Origin of the sequence: Sphingobium limneticum, from assembly GCF_008710155.1 — a bacterium.
Classification (GTDB): domain Bacteria; phylum Pseudomonadota; class Alphaproteobacteria; order Sphingomonadales; family Sphingomonadaceae; genus Sphingobium; species Sphingobium limneticum.
The window spans coordinates 16,759-33,176 of the sequence record NZ_VYPZ01000029.1; the positions used below are offsets into that span (position 1 = coordinate 16,759).

At 63.2% G+C, this 16,418-nt stretch carries 15 protein-coding genes; 5 read left to right on the plus strand and 10 right to left on the minus strand.

The features are described from left to right. Positions 1 to 3: 3 nt before the first annotated feature. Positions 4 to 1,434, minus strand: coding sequence for an aldehyde dehydrogenase family protein (locus F4U94_RS20480; protein ID WP_037474520.1), 1,431 nt, complete (start codon positions 1,432 to 1,434; stop codon positions 4 to 6). Between the two features lie 89 nt (positions 1,435 to 1,523). Between F4U94_RS20480 and F4U94_RS20485 the strand changes: the two genes are divergently transcribed. After that, complete coding sequence (locus tag F4U94_RS20485) at positions 1,524 to 3,941, plus strand: helix-turn-helix transcriptional regulator (protein ID WP_120252834.1); 2,418 nt, start codon at positions 1,524 to 1,526, stop codon at positions 3,939 to 3,941. Between the two features lie 76 nt (positions 3,942 to 4,017). On the opposite strand, the gene F4U94_RS20490 is transcribed toward F4U94_RS20485, so the two are convergent. Continuing rightward, positions 4,018 to 4,644, minus strand: coding sequence for a TetR/AcrR family transcriptional regulator (locus F4U94_RS20490; protein WP_120252833.1), 627 nt, complete (start codon positions 4,642 to 4,644; stop codon positions 4,018 to 4,020). 88 nt (positions 4,645 to 4,732) lie between these two features. On the opposite strand from F4U94_RS20490, the gene F4U94_RS20495 reads away from it, so the two are divergent. The 4 genes from F4U94_RS20495 to F4U94_RS20510 are packed head-to-tail and all read left to right on the plus strand — an operon-like array spanning position 4,733 to position 9,424. After that, a complete protein-coding gene (locus F4U94_RS20495; protein ID WP_025290596.1) occupies positions 4,733 to 6,103 on the plus strand; it encodes a TolC family protein in 1,371 nt (456 codons plus the stop codon). Further along, positions 6,100 to 7,137 (plus strand): HlyD family secretion protein, encoded by a 1,038-nt coding sequence (locus F4U94_RS20500; RefSeq protein WP_197716491.1) that lies wholly within the window; start codon positions 6,100 to 6,102, stop codon positions 7,135 to 7,137. Before F4U94_RS20495 ends, F4U94_RS20500 begins: the two co-directional genes overlap by 4 nt. After that, positions 7,134 to 8,297, plus strand: coding sequence for an ABC transporter permease (locus F4U94_RS20505; RefSeq protein ID WP_150412183.1), 1,164 nt, complete (start codon positions 7,134 to 7,136; stop codon positions 8,295 to 8,297). The genes F4U94_RS20500 and F4U94_RS20505 overlap by 4 nt, the downstream gene beginning before the upstream one ends. Beyond that, positions 8,294 to 9,424, plus strand: coding sequence for an ABC transporter permease (locus tag F4U94_RS20510; protein ID WP_150412184.1), 1,131 nt, complete (start codon positions 8,294 to 8,296; stop codon positions 9,422 to 9,424). Before F4U94_RS20505 ends, F4U94_RS20510 begins: the two co-directional genes overlap by 4 nt. Before the next feature lie 163 nt (positions 9,425 to 9,587). On the opposite strand, the gene F4U94_RS20515 is transcribed toward F4U94_RS20510, so the two are convergent. The 8 genes from F4U94_RS20515 to F4U94_RS20550 all read right to left on the minus strand — a co-directional run bounded on the left by F4U94_RS20515 (position 9,588) and on the right by F4U94_RS20550 (position 16,375). Continuing rightward, positions 9,588 to 10,499, minus strand: coding sequence for an alpha/beta hydrolase family protein (locus F4U94_RS20515; RefSeq protein WP_004206984.1), 912 nt, complete (start codon positions 10,497 to 10,499; stop codon positions 9,588 to 9,590). A 295-nt stretch (positions 10,500 to 10,794) separates the two neighbouring features. Next, the gene (acpP, locus tag F4U94_RS20520; RefSeq protein WP_004206981.1) at positions 10,795 to 11,034 is read right to left on the minus strand and encodes an acyl carrier protein; all 240 of its coding nucleotides are present in this window, start codon (positions 11,032 to 11,034) and stop codon (positions 10,795 to 10,797) included. 102 nt (positions 11,035 to 11,136) lie between these two features. Further along, positions 11,137 to 11,436: a polyhydroxyalkanoic acid system family protein gene (locus F4U94_RS20525; protein ID WP_004206980.1), complete on the minus strand. Its 300-nt coding sequence runs from the start codon at positions 11,434 to 11,436 to the stop codon at positions 11,137 to 11,139. 14 nt (positions 11,437 to 11,450) lie between these two features. Beyond that, positions 11,451 to 11,876, minus strand: a complete 426-nt coding sequence (locus F4U94_RS20530; protein ID WP_004206979.1) for a PaaI family thioesterase — start codon at positions 11,874 to 11,876, stop codon at positions 11,451 to 11,453. Positions 11,877 to 11,884: 8 nt separating this feature from the next. Continuing rightward, positions 11,885 to 12,811 carry an electron transfer flavoprotein subunit alpha/FixB family protein gene (locus F4U94_RS20535; RefSeq protein ID WP_004206978.1) on the minus strand — a complete coding sequence of 309 codons (927 nt, stop codon included), beginning with the start codon at positions 12,809 to 12,811 and terminating at the stop codon, positions 11,885 to 11,887. Positions 12,812 to 12,926: 115 nt separating this feature from the next. Beyond that, the gene (locus F4U94_RS20540) at positions 12,927 to 13,670 is read right to left on the minus strand and encodes an electron transfer flavoprotein subunit beta/FixA family protein (RefSeq protein ID WP_150412185.1); all 744 of its coding nucleotides are present in this window, start codon (positions 13,668 to 13,670) and stop codon (positions 12,927 to 12,929) included. Positions 13,671 to 13,679: 9 nt separating this feature from the next. Continuing rightward, positions 13,680 to 14,588 carry an NAD(P)H-dependent flavin oxidoreductase gene (locus F4U94_RS20545; RefSeq protein ID WP_164523917.1) on the minus strand — a complete coding sequence of 303 codons (909 nt, stop codon included), beginning with the start codon at positions 14,586 to 14,588 and terminating at the stop codon, positions 13,680 to 13,682. After that, positions 14,585 to 16,375 carry an acyl-CoA dehydrogenase C-terminal domain-containing protein gene (locus tag F4U94_RS20550; protein WP_150412186.1) on the minus strand — a complete coding sequence of 597 codons (1,791 nt, stop codon included), beginning with the start codon at positions 16,373 to 16,375 and terminating at the stop codon, positions 14,585 to 14,587. The genes F4U94_RS20545 and F4U94_RS20550 overlap by 4 nt, the downstream gene beginning before the upstream one ends. Between the last annotated feature and the right edge of the window lie 43 nt (positions 16,376 to 16,418).

The window sequence follows — 16,418 nt, forward strand, 5'->3', positions numbered from 1 at the left end:
GATTTACCCCAGAAAGCGTTTGGCAAGTCGGATCAGACGCGCTGCCCGGCCCGAATAGGGAGGAAAGACGAGAGGCAGAGCGGAGAAGCGGTTCTGGAGAACGGCGCGCTCATGACTGAAAGTCCGGAACCCGTGATGGCCATGTGCCGCCCCGATCCCGGAATTGTTCACACCGCCGAACGGCAGATGATCGTGGACGTATTGGACGATGGTAAGGTTGACGCCTGCACTGCCGGAAGTCGTGGCCGCCAGGATATGATCCACTCTCGCCCGGTCACGATCGAACACATAAAGCGCCAGCGGCTTGGGTCTTGCGTTGATCCGACCGATCACGGTTTCAATGTCATCATAGGTCAGGACCGGCAGGACGGGACCGAATATCTCCTCATGGTCGATCGCCGCCTCGGGAGCGATCGCCTCCAGCACTGTGGGCGCCAGCGCCCTTCCCTGCCTTTCGCCGCCGACAATGATCCGCCCGCCCGTGGCCAGGGCATCCGCAATCAGGCCCCCCAGTCTGTCCGCATGGCGATCATTGACGATCCTTGCGAGATAGGGGCTCGTCATGCCCGAACCATAAGCGGCGGCGATCCGGCGGCGCAGCGCTTCCACGAACCGGTCGCGGATCGAAGCGTGGACGAACACATGATCGGGCGCGATGCAGGTTTGACCGGCATTGGAGAATTTGCCGAAGGCGATCCAACTGGCGGCCGTCTCTATGTCGGCATCCGGTCCCACGATCGTGGGCGACTTGCCACCCAGTTCCAGCGTAACGGAGGTCAGGTGGCGGGAGGCTGCCTGCATTACGACTTTCCCGACCTCGGGGCTGCCGGTGAAGAAGATATGATCGAAGGGCAGCGCGAGCAGGGCCTGAGACATCTCCTTCCCGCCGAGGGCGACGGTAACCAAGTCTGGCGGAAATGTGTCGGCGATCAGCCGCGCGATGACGCCCGAGGTAGCAGGTGTCATCTCCGAAGGCTTCAGGATAGCGCTGTTGCCGGCAGCAAGGCAGGAGACAAGCGGCCCCAGGCAGAGATTGAATGGGTAATTCCAGGGCGCGATGATAAGGCACACGCCGCGTGGCTGCGGCACGATCCGTCCGGCCGTGCCGAAACCGATCAATGTCGGTCCGACATGGACTGGCCGCATCCATCGGCGCAGATTACGACGGCTGTGGCGGATTTCCTGCATGACCGGAAGAATTTCCGTCAGAAACACTTCGGCCTCCGGCTTGCCGAAGTCGGTCGCCATGGCCTGGACGATCTCCCCTTCGAACTTTCGTATGGCAGCCGCGAGGCGCGCCAGCGCAGCGCGTCTTTCAGCAAGGCCAAAGCGCATCCGGCGCTCGTCCGACATTGCCTTTTGCGCGGTGAAGAGCATTTCCACCGGGCGGCCATCACAGGGTTCCTGCGAAATCGAATGGCTCTCTTCAATCATTTCATTCTCGTCGAAAACATGACCTTCGCGCGAGTCTTACGAGCGCAAAAGCAATAGGGAACTACACGAACATGTAGTATCGACCCGACATGGGCCTGGGAACCGAATGGACTCCAACGCTGCTTTCGCGACTGGCGGAAACGGCACTTCGCCGTGTGGAATTGACCGCGCGCGTCAGCCTGCTGCGCGCACCTTGCGGCTACGGCAAATCGGCGACGCTCGCGGCCGGTTGGAAGGAGGCGGCGGACACTGGTCGCCCGGCGCTTTGGGCAAGTCTTGCAAGCGACGACACAAAGAAGGGCACCCTGCGTCGCCTCGCCTTTCAGGCCGGAACCGCCGCGGACATCGAGTCCATTCTCCAATGGATATGGCATCAGGACAGGCCCGGGATTATTTGCCTCGATGATGTTCAAGAAGCGCCGCATCTCGAAACGCTGACAAGAGACATGATGGATGCTCTTCCCGATGATTGGCGAGCGGTCCTTGCAACCTCCGCTCCCTGGGGATTTGGCGTCCTCAACGCTGACTGGCAGGAAGTCGGCCCCGATGCCCTGGCCTGCCGCGCCCAGGATCTGAAGGAATTGATCCGGGTCCCTTCAGCCCTCGACCGGATCATATCGGACACACAGGGTTGGCCCGCATTGTGCCGCATCGCGGGCCGTGTATCCCACCGGATGCAGCCACTGCATTTATGGCCCGAGATCATCTGTTATCTCGATCAGATGGTGTTGGCGCCCTTATCGCCCGCTCTGCGCACATGGCTGAAAAAGGCGGCATTAATCGCTCCCCTCGATGCCGAAAGCCACGATTTTGCCCTGCGCGTCCACGACGGCGCGCAATGGATCGCACGTGCGCAACGCGAATGCCTCCTATTGAGGCCGGACAGTGACGGAATGTTTGCGCTCAATCCGGCGCTGCGACACCATCTTGCCTTGAGCGGACAGTCGCAGCTTCGTTCCTCTCCAAGCCATCTTCTAAAACGTGCGGCTTTTCATCACTGGCGCGCCGGCCGGCCAGCGCAAACGATAGCGCTTTCGCTGCGGGCCGGCGATCCGGCCTGGGCGCGGGGGCTGGGCGGTGAGATCGTCATGGATGTCGCCCTGCGACAAGGCCGTATCGATGAGTTGGCCCATTGGCTCGAGGGCGTGCCCGACACAGCGTTGCTGACCAATCCCATGGCTGGCCTGGGAAAGATATGGGCCCTTTCCTTCCAGCAGCAGCATGCAGGGGCGACGCACCTTTTGAAGTTGCTGTCACGCACGGATGCGCATGAGGAATTGCTGACGCTGCTCGGTGCGACGACAGCGGCGCTGAGGGACGATGTCGTCCGGGCGGAAATGCTCTGCCGGCAATGGCTCGAGCTGCACGCCCGGGAAAATCCGATGATGAAGGCCTCCGCCCTGGCCTGCCTCGCGAGCATCGTGGCGAGCCAGTCGAACGCGGCCGAGTTCGCGGCACTACGTCCCCTACTGGATCAAGCCTTTGCCCTGGCCGATCAGGGCTTTGCCCGCGACTGGGCAAAGATTGCCGAAGTGCTGCTCCTGCTGACGCAGGGGCAGATCATTCCCGCACGAAATAGGATCGACGCGCATCTGACGGATATGGTCTCCCCGGTCGCCGAGCAGACGCTGAAAACATTGCGCCTCGCTGTGCTGGCCGAAAGCGGCGTGCCTCTGGCAGAACTGGAATGGCCGTTGCTTTTCTGCGACCAGATCGTCGACGTCCGCATTCATACGGCACGGGCCATATTACGGGCCGCTCGTCTGGCCGGAGATGCGGACCTCTGCGAAAAAATCCTGACCGAACTGGACGTGAAAGCCGTACGCGACCACATGCCGCGACTGCAACTCATGGCCGATATCCTGACTGCGGAACATGAAATCGCGTCGGGTCGATCGGTCACCATCCCCAATATTCCCAGGAACGACGCCATCACTTCGGCTCACCTCGCCATTGCGGACGTCGAGTGCATGCTTCTGTCTGCGACGCGGGCGCTTGCCGACCGGAAGGATCACCTCGCGCGCCAATTGACGGACCGTATCCTGGCCCGCATCCGCAGGGCAGGATGGCAACATATCATACTCAAAACCCTCATGCTGCGTTCGGTGCTGCATCTACGTAAAGAGGCGCTGCAACTTTCCATACGGTCAGCGGAAGAGGCCTCGGAAATTCGCGACAGCACAGGACTGAAGGAAACAGCGCGGGAGTTCCGGAATATCCTGGAGCATATTCACGCGGGATGGGCCGTAAAGGCGAGGTTTGATCGGTCCGCAGCACAACATCACTTGCCGAGTTCACAACATACCGAAGGATCCGACCTGTCTCGCCGCCAACTCCATATCCTCGGCCTGGCGCGGGATGGTCTTACGAGCGCGGAGATCGCCAACATATTGGGTATCGGCGAAGATGGCGTAAAATGGCATTTTCGCGCGATCTTCAAGTGTCTCGCTGTCAACAGGCGCACCCAGGCCGTCGCCACGGCGATACAGCGCGGTCTCCTTCACTAAACGATCTCCCACGTCACAAATAGAGGCAGGCATGCTGTTGCGCGGCCTCCCGCAAGGCAAGATCAGCAATCCATTCTTAGTCGACTCTCGGTGCCGCCCTCGCCAGCATGAGATCCACGAGAAAGTCCAGAAGCTCTCCGCTTGCGACCTCGTGCGGTTCGAGCAGGCCCTGGAACATGCTTCCCTCGTGGACAGCCAGGATCAGTCGCGCGATGCGCGGGAGGCCCCGGGCAACGATGCGGGAGTCCTCGCGAAGGATGTCGGCGAGCGCGCCCTCGATGATGGCGAGGATCCGTCCTTGCCGTTCGGCATAGTGGCTCGCCATGGCAGGATGGCGTAGGGCATAGAAGCCGAACTCGGCCTGGAGCAGATACCAGTCTCGATCGAACGGATAGCTGGCGATAAAGGCCTTGAGGAAATTGTCGGCCGTCGAGCCGGGCATGGACAGGGCGCAAGCGGTCGCCTCCTCCAGCCTCGACTGCAAGCGCTCGATCACCCGGTCATAGAGGGCGAAGAACAATTCGTCCTTGGATCGGAAGCTGGAATTATAGGCCCCCCGGCTCAGACCGACGCGCTCGCAAATATCTTCCTGGGTGGAGCCATGGAAGCCACGTTCGGCGAAGGCCTCGAGAGCGCCATCCAGGATGCGCTCCCGGGTCTGCGCCCGGGTCGGGCGCGTTCGTGCCGGGCGGCGGCGGCTCACGGGATCACGGGCGGGAGCATTTCGATACAAATATGTATTGAGTCGGTTGGATGTCAACGTTACCGTGCGGGAGCAGGAGACGTTCTTCATGACCTTGCGATGTTCGATGCTGGTTGCCGCGCTGGCGACTGCGGTCTGTCAGGGCGCGCAGGCGCAAACGATCGACAGGCTTGATCTCGATTATCGAAGCGCCCAGGCGAGGCTGCTCGAGCGGTCGGACGCGATCCAGGGCGCCGACGCCGATGTGCGCAGCAAGGAGGCCCAGAAAGGCTCCACGAGCACGTTGCGGCGTCCGACCGTCGAGTTCGAAGGACAGATGATCCGCTATCAGAAAACCCTCTATCTGCCGCTCGGCCCGCTGGCGGACGTGGCCCAGGATTATTCCATCTCTGACCCCCTGCGCTTCGAGATCGAGCGCACCAGCACCCGGCCGATCGTGACGGCGACGCTGCCGCTCTATTCCGGCGGCCAGATTCCCGCCGCCCAGGCGGGCGCCGCGGCGCAACTGGGACAGTCGCGCGCCGAACGCCAGATCGTCATCGACAACGGTCTGTTGCAGATGACCCAGCTCTATTTCGGCCAGCAGTTGCTCGAGCGCGTGCGCGATGTTCGCCGTGATGCGCTTGCGGGATTAGAGCGGCATGTCGCGGACGCCCTCAAGCTCGAACAGGAAGGGTTCATAAGCCGGGCCCAACGCCTCCAGGCGCAGGTAGCGCGCGACGACGCCGCGCGCGAACTGGAAAAGGCGCAGGCCGATCTCGCGAGTGCGCAGGTAGCGCTTGCCGGCGCGCTGCGGGCGCCGTCCGGCGTCGATCCCGTCTCCCCGATCTTCGTGATCCGTCAGCCGCTCCGTTCGCTCGACACCTATGTGGACGCGGCCCTGCGCGCCCATCCCCAACTGGATCGGCTCGGCGCGCTGGAAGACCAGGCTGAAGCGGGGGTGGCCCTTCAGCGCGCCAAGCTCCGGCCTACGATCTATGGCTTCGCCCAGTATAATTTCGATCGGCGCGACACGCTGTTGACCGATCCCGACTGGTCGGTGGGCGTCGGGCTGCGCTACACGCTCTTCTCCGGTGTGGGCCGCTCGCAAGCGGTGCAGGCCGCGCGGGAAACGGTGACGCAAGCCAATGCGGGCCTGCGCGAAGCCCGCACCCAGATCGAAATCGGCGTCACGCGGTCCTGGAACGATGCGGAAGCCGCGCGACGGCGGTTTGAGCTGACCGACACGGCCATCACTGCGGCGCAGGAGAATCTGCGGGTCCAGACCCTCGGCTATCAGGAGCAGCAGACAACCTCGCTCGACGTGATCGATGCGCAGCTCGGTCTTGCCCGCTCCCGGATCCAGCGCGCCCAGGCCGGATATGATTTCGTTGTCGCGCTCGCCCAGCTTCTCCACGTCAGCGGTCAGATCGCCACATTGCCGGACTATATCGACCAGGGTGAAAGGGTCACGCCATGACCGCCACATCGGAAACCCTGGTCACCCCGGACGAGACGGCTCCGCCGGTTCCGACCGGGCGGAAGCGCAAGTTGCTGCCGCTCATTGCTTTCCTCGTCGTGGTCATTCTCGGCCTCGGTCTCTGGCTGGCCTATCGCCCGGTTCCCGATCAGCTCCAGGGCATGGTCGAGGCCCGCGAACTGCGGATCACGAGCAAGGTCTCGGCTCGGATCACGGCCTTTCATGTCGAGGAAGGCCAGCCGGTGAAGACGGGACAGCTGCTCTATACGCTCGACAGTCCCGAGGTCGAAGCCCGCTCCGAACAGGCCGGCGGCGCGCTCGCCGCCGCGCAGGCGAATGCGGACAAGGCCGATGAAGGCGCACGGCCGGAGGATATCCGGGCTGCCGAGGCCCAGTGGCGACGCGCGCAGGCGGCGGCGGACCTCGCCCAGACCACCTATCAGCGCACCGAGCGCCTCTTTGAACAGGGTGTGCTGGCAGGGCAGAAACGCGACGAGAGCCGCGCAAACGCCCTGGCCTCCAATGAAGCGGCCCGAGCGGCGCGCGCGCAATATGATCTGGCGCTGGCCGGGGCGCGGCGACAGGATCGGCAGGCCGCGAGCGGACAGGTGCGCCAGGCGCGCGGCGCCCTGGCCGAAGTCGAGGCGGCCGAGAAGGAAACCTGGGTGTTCGCGCCGTCGGACGGTGAGATCGGACGCAGGCTGGCGCAGTCGGGCGAACTCGTGCCGCAGGGATTTCCCGTCTTCGTCCTGACCGACATCGATCATCCCTGGGTGACGCTCACCCTGAGAGAAGATCAGTTCAGTGCGATCCGCCGGGGACGGGTCCTGACCGGCCGCATACCTGCGCTCGGCGATCGTTGCGCCCAGTTTCGGGTCTTCTACATCGCGCCCGCCGGCGATTTCGCGACATGGCGCGCGACCCGCCAGTCGAGCGGATTTGACGTGAAGAGCTTTGACGTGCGCCTGTCGCCCGTGTCGCGGGTCGATGGGCTGCGCCCCGGCATGACGGTCCTGTTCGACTGGCCGCAATGATCCGGGCCTTCGTCGATAGCGCCCGGCGCGAAACCGCCTTCCTGCGCGGCAGCGTCTGGGATCTGGCGCTGGTCACCTGGCTGCCTCTGCTGCTGCTGGCGATCGTCGCGGTCCAGTTGTCGGCAGGCGTCATGCGGAACCTGCCGATCGTCGTGGTCGACGAGGACGGCGGCGGCGTCGCGTGCGACCTCATCCGCAAGCTGGAGGCGTCACCCGGGCTCAAGGTCGCGGCGCGGCCACCGGACATGGCACAGGCCGAGCATCTGGTCCGCTCCAACGCCGCCTATGCCGTGGTCCTGATCCCGCGTGATCTCGAGCGCACCGTGCTGCGCGGCGAGACCGGCAAGATCCTCCTCTTCTACAATGCGAGCTATTCCACGCCCTCGGGTTCGGTGTTGCGTGAAGTCGGCACCGTGGTCCAGGCCCACGCAAAGGCCTTGGCCGGGGAGCAAAGCGCCGCGATCGCCGGTCCCGCGCGTGTGCGGCCGCAGCCGGTGAGCGTGCAGAGCCGGATCCTCTACAACCCGCAGGCCAGTTACGAGCTGCAACTCGTCGCCCTGATCCACCCCGCACTCCTGCACCTGCTGTTCATGATCGCGGTCGTGAGCGCGCTCGGTCGCGAGCTGCGGGACGGGACCATCGGAGCATGGCTTGCAGGGCCTCGAGGCGAGGCGGTCGCCGCCGTCGCCGGCAAGATCGCGCCCTATATCCTCATCTTCCTGCTCTGGGGGGCGCTTGCGACCGGCTATCTCGCGGTCTACCGGGGCTGGCCCGTGCAAGGGAGCGTGGCGATGCTGATGGGCGGCTATCTCGCCCTCTATCTCGCCTATGCGGGCATGGCCTTGTTCATCGTCGGGGCCACCCTTTCCATGGGGCAGGCGCTGTCGATGACCGCCCTCTATGCGGGCGCTTCCTTCGCCTTCGCCGGGGCGATCTTCCCGATCGAGTCGGCCTCCGCCTTCGCCCGGCTATGGAGCGCGCTGCTGCCTTTTACCCGCTTCGCGCGGCTGGTCGCGGAGCAATGGATGATCGGCGCACCCGTGCTCGCATCTCTTGGATCGATCCTGGCGCTGTTTGCCTTTCTCGTCGTCGGCTCGGGCGCCGGGCTGCCGCGCTATGTCTCGGCGCGGATGAGCCCGGAGGTCTGGGGACGACGATGATCGGCCGCGCCTTCCTCGCTACCTTCCGCGCCGTTCTCTCCGACCGCTCCGCCTTCATGCTGATCGTCGTGTCGACGATCCTCTATTCCTTCTTCTACCCTTCAGCCTATTCCGGGGAGGTCGCGGTCCGCATTCCGGTGGCCGTCGTCGATCTCGACGACAGCGGCGCAAGCCGCAGTCTCGTGCGCCGGATCGCAGCGCTCCAGCAGGCCGATCTTGCCGCGCGCCCGGCCTCTCCAGGAGCCGCCCGGCTCTGGCTCGAGACGACCGGCGCAGGGGCCGTGGTCATCATCCCCGAGGGGTTCGAGCGACATATTCTGAACGGCGCCCAGGGCACGGTCGCGCTCTACGGCAACGGCGCCTATCTGCTGCGCAGCAGCACGGCGCTGTCAGGCATCGGCCTGGCGCTCACCACGATCGCCGGCGAGGCGGCGAGCGATCAGGCCATGGCGCAGGGCGCACCCGCCCGCCCTGCCCTGTCGCTCGTTCAGCGCCCGCTGTTCAACACGCGCGAAGGCTATGGCAGCACGGTGTTCCCCGGGGTCGGCTTCCTCATCATTCACCAGACCCTGCTGATGGGCCTGACGATGCTCGCCGCCACCCTGCGCGAGACACTGGGACGCTTTCGTCTGCCCTCGCGCACCCTTATCGGAATTGCCCTGGCCTTCTTCGTGATCGGCTGGGCCGACGTGGCCTATTATGCGGGTTTTGTGTTCTGGTTTCAGGACTATCCCCGCGCCGCCGGCTCTCCTGGCGCCTTGATCGTGGGCGGCAGTTTGTTCGTGGGCGCGACTGTGGCGGCGGCGCTTGCGCTGGCCAGCCTCTTCCGGACACGGGAACGACCCCTGCAACTGTGGATGGGCACGTCGCTCGCCATCTTCTTCCTCGCGGGTCTCTCCTGGCCGGCGGAGGCGACGCCGGCCTGGCTGGCGCTCCTCGCGCGCCTCCTGCCAACCACCGCGGGCATTCATCTCATGGTCGGGCTCAATCAGATGGGCGCGAGCCTTGCCGAGCAGACGCGGGAGGTGCTCAACCTCGCCATCCTCATTCTGGTCTACGGAGGCCTGGCCTGGTGGCGCTTCACGAAGATTTCCGCGCCGGACCTTCAGCCTCTCAAGCCTGACTGACGCCTCAATGGAACGAGATCGTCAGGGGCACCCCAAGTGCAACCCTCTCGCCCCGGCCGACGCGACCTTGGCGCAACCCAGGGGGAGGTGTTCGAAGCGGACCTCTGCAGGGCTTCATCAGATAGAGATCACCGAGATGGGGATAAACCGGAGGCTGCCTCGACTATTGCTCTGCTTTCGCCGCCGCGAGGATCGCGGCCTCTACCGGCGCCCAGGTGGGGTCCGCAGGCGAAAGCATGTTGAAGTGGCCCGCATTCTCCAGGGTGATCACCGTCGCCTTATCGCCGGCCGACTGTGCGGCTGCTGCATAGGCTTGCGCGGCTGAAGGCTCCAGCACGACGGAAGCGACCATGAATTGAGGCACGGCCAGAGGCAGCCATTCGATCGGATTTGCCTGACGGTAGCGGCCCGCCTGTGCGTCAGGAGCGCCCCCGAACAGGTTGACGAAGATCGGGCGGCCGCAAATATCCTTGTCGAACCCGTACAGGGTTCGCAGGTCGCCTGGGCCGTCGATGGCGACCGCGGCGGAAACCTTCAGTGGATCAGCGCCGCGGACCTCGCTGTCGGCAGGCAATCTGGGACGGGCCGCCAGCCACAGGGCAGCGTGGGCGCCGGCCGAATGTCCCACCGTCACCACATGCTTCAGGTCCAGAGGCTGGGTTCGTGCCAGCACCCTCAAGTGATCGAGCGCCGCTCCCCAATCCTGGAAGGTCCCAGGCCACCCGCCGCGGGTGTCACCAACCTGTCGATACTCTATATTCCATGTCGCCACGCCCTTGTCCGTCAAGGCGCTCGCCAACGGCGCCGTGCCTGCCAGTGTCTCATAGCCTTTGGTCCAGCAGCCACCGTGAATGACCATGACGACGGGAAACGGGCCAGGACCTGCAGGCAAGCGCAGTTCACCGATCTGCAGAGGATCAGGACCATAGGCCTCGACGAGCGTCGGAGCGGTGACGGGAAGGGCGTGGAGTTGGGGCGGTCCGATCAGCGCATGTTGGTTATCCGACGGCGTCTGCGCCCAAGCGGTGCTCGTGACAATCAAGACTGTAGCCAGGCCTAATGAACGGTATCGCATGATCTACCTCTTTCATGCATCTTCCCGCTCCGACGTTACCAGCCAGTTCGTCAAATGTGAGAAGACAGCGATTCGTCATTAGATAACATGGTTCGCTATATTCTTTTCGGAAACACCATTCCGTCATCGAGTGGGCAAAGCGATAGATGAAATCCGGTTTCTGGCGCAAAGCATATGGCGGCTATGCGCGATCACGGTAGCCTTGATCATGGAAGTGATACGTCAGGCGACCAAAGAGCTATCTAGATTTCATTGTCGTCGTGAATTGCGGTTTCAGAGGATCGTGGGTTTTATCTCACTTGGCTATCCATGCTTCGACCAGCTTGACCGCATCCTCTACTGTTTTGACCTCACCGGCGGCTTCATCCGGGATAGTGAGTCCGAATTCGTCTTCAAGCGCCATCACAACTTCCAGCACATCGAGACTATCCACGCCGATGTCATCGTAGAAAGACGAAGCAAGGGCAATCTGATCCGGATAGACGCCGAGCTGACGGCTAATGATCCTGAAAACTCGGGGAGCGATTTCTTCCATCACAAAGCCCTCGCGCGGACACTATCGGCTAGGAAACAGGGCAGATTCTCGTAAACTCAATCATCGCAGAGCAACGATATTGTCCTGCGGCCAGTAAATTCATCATGCCTTGCTGAGCATTTTCTCGGCGCTCGTTTTCACAAAATCCGAAATCTGTCCTGACATCATTTTGAGGAACAGCGGTACGCTGACGTCGCCGCGAATCTCGCTATCCTCAATGTCGAGTTGCACCGGGATATTCTGCCCCATCGCCCCGATGACCAAGTGTAGTGCGTAGTCCGATACCCACTCGGAACTGAGCGAACCGCCTCCCGGGATATGCGCTGCCAGCTTGGGCAGGCCGGCCTCGATCCTGCTCTTCGCTTCGATTTTACCAAGGCTGTGCGGGATAACGACTTCCATATCTTCTTTCCTGTTCAGGCCGCCCGATCGACGAGCAGCAAGGTCGATGTCGCGGAGGCATAGAGTTTGCCGGCCATGTCGATCAGACGCGCCTCGGTATGCGCCACCCTCTTGCCCATCGACACCACCTGGCCGATTGCACGGACCATCCCGACCCTGTCGGTCAAGGGCGCATGATAGGCGACCTTGAGTTCGAGCGTGACGCAGTTGATGGGCACTTGGGCCGCGGAGTTCGCCGCGATGCCGCAGGCCGAATCCAGCAGCGTCGCGGCATAGCCACCATGGGCGATGCCCATGAAATTGTAGGTCTGCGAGGTGGGCGTCGCGACAAAGACGACCTTCCCCTCCTCCGCCTCAAGCAGATCGATGTCGAACAGGTCCATCATGGGCGGCCGGGTGCCGGCCGCCATGAACTGTTCGATCTCTTCCAGACCGGTCATCGCTTACCTCAAAGCTTTTCGGTCAGTTCAGGAACGATCTTGAAGAGGTCGCCGACCAGGCCGATATCGGCGACCTGGAAGATGGGCGCGTCCTCATCCTTGTTGATCGCGATGATGGTCTTGCTATCCTTCATGCCAGCAAGGTGCTGAATCGCACCCGATATGCCGACGGCGACATAGACTTCCGGCGCCACGATCTTGCCGGTCTGGCCGACCTGAAAATCGTTGGGCGCATAGCCAGCATCGACCGCCGCGCGGCTTGCGCCCACACCCGCGCCCAGCTTGTCGGCCAGCGGATCGATCACGCCATGAAACTGCCCGGCCGAGCCCAGCGCTCGCCCGCCCGAGACGATGATTTTGGCCGAGGTGAGTTCCGGGCGCTCGGACTGGGCGATCTCGGCACCCACGAAGCTGGAAAGTCCCGCATCCGTGCCCGTCGCAGCCTCGATACTGGCCGAGCCACCCTCGCGGGCCGCCTTCTCGAAGGCTGTGCCACGCACCGTGATAACCTTCTTTGCATCAGACGACTGGACCGTCGCGATCGCATTTCCCGCGTAGATGGGACGCGTGAACGTGTCAGCGCTTTCCACCGACAGGATGTCGCTGACCTGCATCACATCAAGCAAGGCCGCCACGCGCGGCGCGATGTTCTTGCCATTCGAAGTGGAAGGCGCCACGAACGCGTCATAGCCGCGCATCAGGTCCGCGACGGCCGGCGCGACATTCTCGGGCAAAGCGTGTTTGAACGCCGCATCGTCGAACGTTACGACTTTGGCGACACCCGCGACCTTCGCAGCAGCCTCGGCCACGCCGCCGATGCCCGCACCGGCAACCAGCAGATGGACCTCACCAAGTTTGGCAGCGGCGGTGACGGCCGATAGCGTCGCATCCTTGACCGACGCATTGTCATGTTCAACCCAGACGAGCGTATTCATAACTTATTCTCCGAGAAATCCGCCCCCGCTTCATCTCTGTGCGCACAGGATGAAGCGGGGTGCGCCGTCACTTGCATGGGAGAGGTTCGGCAAGTTCGGCGCGTTTGAAAGTTTATCAAATCGCCATTTCCTTGAGCCTGGCGACCAATTCATCGACGTCGGCCACCTTGATGCCCGCCGAGCGCTTGGGGGGTTCGGTCACCTTGAGCGTCTTGAGGCGCGAGGCGATCTCAACACCGAGATCGGCCGGCGTCTTCGTCGCCAGCGGCTTGGATTTGGCCTTCATGATATTGGGCAGGCTCGCATAGCGCGGTTCGTTGAGACGCAGATCGGTCGTCACGATCGCCGGCAGTTTGAGGCTTACGGTCTCCAGACCGCCATCCACCTCACGGGTCACCGCGACAGTCTCGCCCGATACTTCGACCTTGCTGGCGAATGTGCCCTGCCCCCAACCGAGAAGGGCTGCCAGCATCTGGCCGGTCTGATTGGCATCATCGTCGATGGCCTGCTTGCCGAGGATCACCAGGCCCGGAGCCTCCTCGGTGGCGATGGTCTTCAGGATCTTGGCGACGGCGAGCGGCTCGACCTCATCGTCAGTCTGGACGAGGATCGCGCGGTCGGCCCCCATGGCGAGCGCGGTGCGCAGCGTTTCCTGCGCCTTGGCGACGCCGATCGACACCACCACGATTTCGGTCGCGACTCCCTTTTCCTTGAGGCGGATAGCCTCTTCGACGGCGATCTCGTCGAACGGGTTCATCGACATTTTCACGTTCGCCAAATCGACGCCCGTCCCATCCGCCTTCACGCGCGGTTTCACATTATAATCGATAACCCGCTTGACGGGCACAAGCACCTTCATGGATCAATCCTACTCTGATTGTAATGCCGCCTGATATTCGGCAATGAGTCTCTCACAGATGGATCGGGCCGGTTGGACGGCAGTGGTAGCGCCGACACCGTGGCCTGCCGACCAGATCGTCTTCCAGGCCTTGGCCTCCTCCGAAACCGAAAGCGCGCCATGTGGCTCAGGGAGAGTCGCGGCTTCCAGCGAGGGCCGGAGAAAATTGGCCCCGACGCCGGTGACCCGGTCCGTATAGACGATATCCGCTGGTCCGGCCCCGATCACCATGTCTTTCTGTGCCGGCGAGGCGAGACTCTCTTCCGACGCGATGAAGTGGGATCCGATATAGGCAAGATCGGCCCCCATCATCTGCGCGGCCGCGATCTGGTGGCCGCGCGTGATGGCGCCGGAAAGCGCCAGCGGCCCCTGGAAGAAGCGCCGTATCTCGTCAACCAGTGCGAACGGGCTCATCGTGCCGGCATGTCCCCCCGCGCCGGCAGCGACCGCGATCAGACCGTCGACGCCAGCTTCGAGCGCCTTTTCCGCATGACGCACGTTCGTCACGTCGTGAAAGACCAGCCCGCCATAGCCCTGAACCACCTGGACAAGATCCGCGACGGCGCCGAGCGAGGTGATGACCAATGGCACATGGTGCCGAACGATCAGTTCCAGATCGGCGTCGAGCCTCGGATTGCTCTTATGGACGATGAGGTTGACGCCGAAGGGCGCCGCTCCCGGCATGGGAGCCAGCCGCTCCTCGATTTCATCCAGCCATTCACCGAAACCTTGACTGGTGCGCTGGTTGAGCGCCGGGAAAGTACCAAGCAGTCCCGCCTCGCAGCAACTGACGACAAGGTCCGGTCCCGACACAAGGAACATCGGCGCAACGATGGCTGGAATGGCCAGCCGCTTTTCGAGGCTTGCCGGAAGCGTCAAAACACGTCGTCTTCCAGCGCCATCAGCGACTTCTTGCCCGCCTTGATCGCCAGGAAGCTGGCGGTCGCCTGAGGCAGGATACGCTCGAAGAAGAACGTCGCCGTCTTGATCTTGGCATCGTAGAAGCGCTTGTCCTCGCTGCCGAAGAAGAGCTGCAAGCCTGCGATCTTGGTCGCCTTGGCAAAGCAATAGCCCATGGCCACCAGGCCCATCAGACGCAGATAGTCCGCCGACGCCGCGCCCGCCTCTTCGGGATCCTTGAGTGCCCGCTGCGCGACCGTGGCCGTCGAAAGCTGCAGCGCCCCGAACGCCTTGGCGAGCGCCTCGACCATCGGCTTCATCGGTCCGTCGACGTTGTTTTCCTCGATGAAAGCCGACACCGGATGGAAGAAGCTGCGCAGATAGCGGCCCATATGGGCGCCGAGCTTGCGGCCGACGAGATCGAGCGCCTGAACGCCGTTCGTCCCCTCATAGATCATGGTGATCCGGGCATCACGGGCATATTGCTCGACGCCGCTTTCGCGGATGTAGCCGTGGCCGCCATAGCATTGGACAGCGAGGTTCGCACTGTCGAACGCAAGGTCGGTGAAGAGCGCTTTGACGACGGGGGTCATGAGCGCGATGAAGTCACTCGCACGCTGGCGCACTTCGGGTTCGGGAGAATGTTTTTCCGCGTCCAGCGCGCGCGAGACCCAGGCCGAGAGCGCCCGGCACCCCTCATTATAGGCCCGCATCGTCATCAACATGCGGCGAACATCGGGATGGACGATGATCGGATCGGCAGCCTGTTCGGGATATTTGGGGCCCGAGAGCGCCCGGCCCTGAATACGGTCCTTCGCATACCAGGCGGCCGCCTGATACGCGGCTTCACCGACACCGAGGCCCTGAATGCCGACAGAGACGCGCTCAGTGTTCATCATCGTGAACATGGCGGCCATGCCCTTGCCCGGCTCGCCGACCAGCCAACCGGTCGAATCGTCGAAGTTCATCTGGCAGGTCGCCGACGCCTTGAGACCCATCTTGTGCTCGATCGCGGCGCAGGCGACGCCGTTCGATTGACCGGGAGTGCCGTCCTCCTTGGGAAGATATTTGGGAACGAGGAACAGGCTGATGCCCTTTACGCCCTTGGGGGCGTCGGGCAGGCGGGCGAGCACGAGATGGATGATATTCTCGGTCAGGTCATGCTCACCGGCGGAGATGAAGATCTTGGAGCCGGTGACCTTGTAGCTGCCATCGCCCTGCGGGACCGCGCGGCTGCGCAGGAGCCCGAGATCGGTACCGCAATGAGGCTCGGTCAGGCACATCGTGCCGGACCATTGACCGCTTACCATCTTGGGCAGGTAGGCCTGCTTGAGCGCGTCGCTCCCATGGCCCTCGATCGCAGTGGTCGCACCATGGGTGAGGCCCGGATAGAGGCCGAAGGAAAGGTTGGACGAGCAGATCATCTCTTCGACCAGCTTGTTGACCGCTTCCGGCAGCCCTTGCCCACCCCATTCTGGATCGGATGCGAGCGCGGTCCAGCCACCTTCGGCGAATTGCTTATAGGCTTGCGCGAACCCCGCCGGCGTCCGCACAACGCCGTTTTCCAGATGACACCCCTCCTCGTCGCCCGACCGGTTGATCGGCAACAGGACGTCGCGACAGAAGCGCGCCGCCTCCTCGAGGATCGCATCGGTGAGATCCGGTGTGAACTCCGACAGTGCGGGAATATCCCCGAAGCCGTCATCGGCATGGAGTTCGTTGAGCACGAAGCGCATGTCGCGCAACGGGGCGTCATAGACTTGCATATTTATATCTCCTGACCGGTCGGCCATCCGGCCGCCGGCCGCC